Origin of the sequence: Parvimonas sp. M20, assembly GCF_035282425.1 — a bacterium.
Taxonomy (GTDB): Bacteria; Bacillota; Clostridia; order Tissierellales; family Peptoniphilaceae; genus Parvimonas.
In genome coordinates, this window is sequence record NZ_JAYKBQ010000064.1 from 1 (window position 1) to 613 (window position 613).

General features: G+C 48.8%; 3 protein-coding genes. All 3 read left to right on the forward strand.

What is annotated here, in order from left to right; all coding sequences use genetic code 11:
• On the forward strand, positions 1-193 hold a 193-nt coding region (locus VJI93_RS08375; protein ID WP_324009257.1), incomplete at its 5' end, for a hypothetical protein.
• 73 nt (positions 194-266) lie between these two features.
• Positions 267-407: a hypothetical protein gene (locus VJI93_RS08380; RefSeq protein WP_324000415.1), complete on the forward strand. Its 141-nt coding sequence runs from the start codon at positions 267-269 to the stop codon at positions 405-407.
• 2 nt (positions 408-409) lie between these two features.
• The coding region (locus tag VJI93_RS08385) for a hypothetical protein (RefSeq protein ID WP_324009258.1) at positions 410-613 on the forward strand (204 nt) is incomplete at its 3' end.

Below are 613 nucleotides of genomic sequence, written 5' to 3' on the forward strand. Positions count from 1 at the left end.
TGTCAAGTATTTAAAGGATCTGTATCCAGATGCCAGACACTTCTACGGGACTCCAAGCGCTGTTCTCCCTGTGTACAACGGAAAAGTGCCCATTGGCGATCCTTTGCGAACGCAAACATCGCCCACCGGTAGGTTCAAATCAGAGCTACCAGAGTTTCAGCGCCTCCCCGAACGGGGAAAAAGAGGGGGATGAATGCGACTGGTATATACCGCGAGATGCCATTGCAAGCGAGAACAAAGTCTTTCGAGCTGGTGGCCGCAAAGGTATGAAAAGCAACAGACATGTAATGCCCCACCAGCGTAAGAAGGTGACGCCAGAAGAACTAGGTTTGCAACGCCCAGACTTAATGGTCAAACGCCATATAGTTAAAGGCAAGGATATCAATAAAGAAGGCGAGGGGAATTAACCATGAATGCATTAGCAGGAATTGTTAGCCATCAGGATGTTGAAGACGTTGAAAGGTGGCTAGAACGAATTGCCTCGGAGAAGCGTCGTATTGAGGCTGTCTGCCAGGAGGTAGATGGGGATCTTAGTCAGTCGACTGCATATCAGGGGTTGAATGTGGCAGAGACTGCACTTAATACCCTTCTCCAAGTCCGTAATGGCCAATAT

Coding starts and splice junctions, on each gene's coding strand:
- VJI93_RS08380 (WP_324000415.1), top strand. CDS start 267: ATGAAAAGCAACAGACATGTAATGCCCCACCAGCGTAAGAAGGTGACG.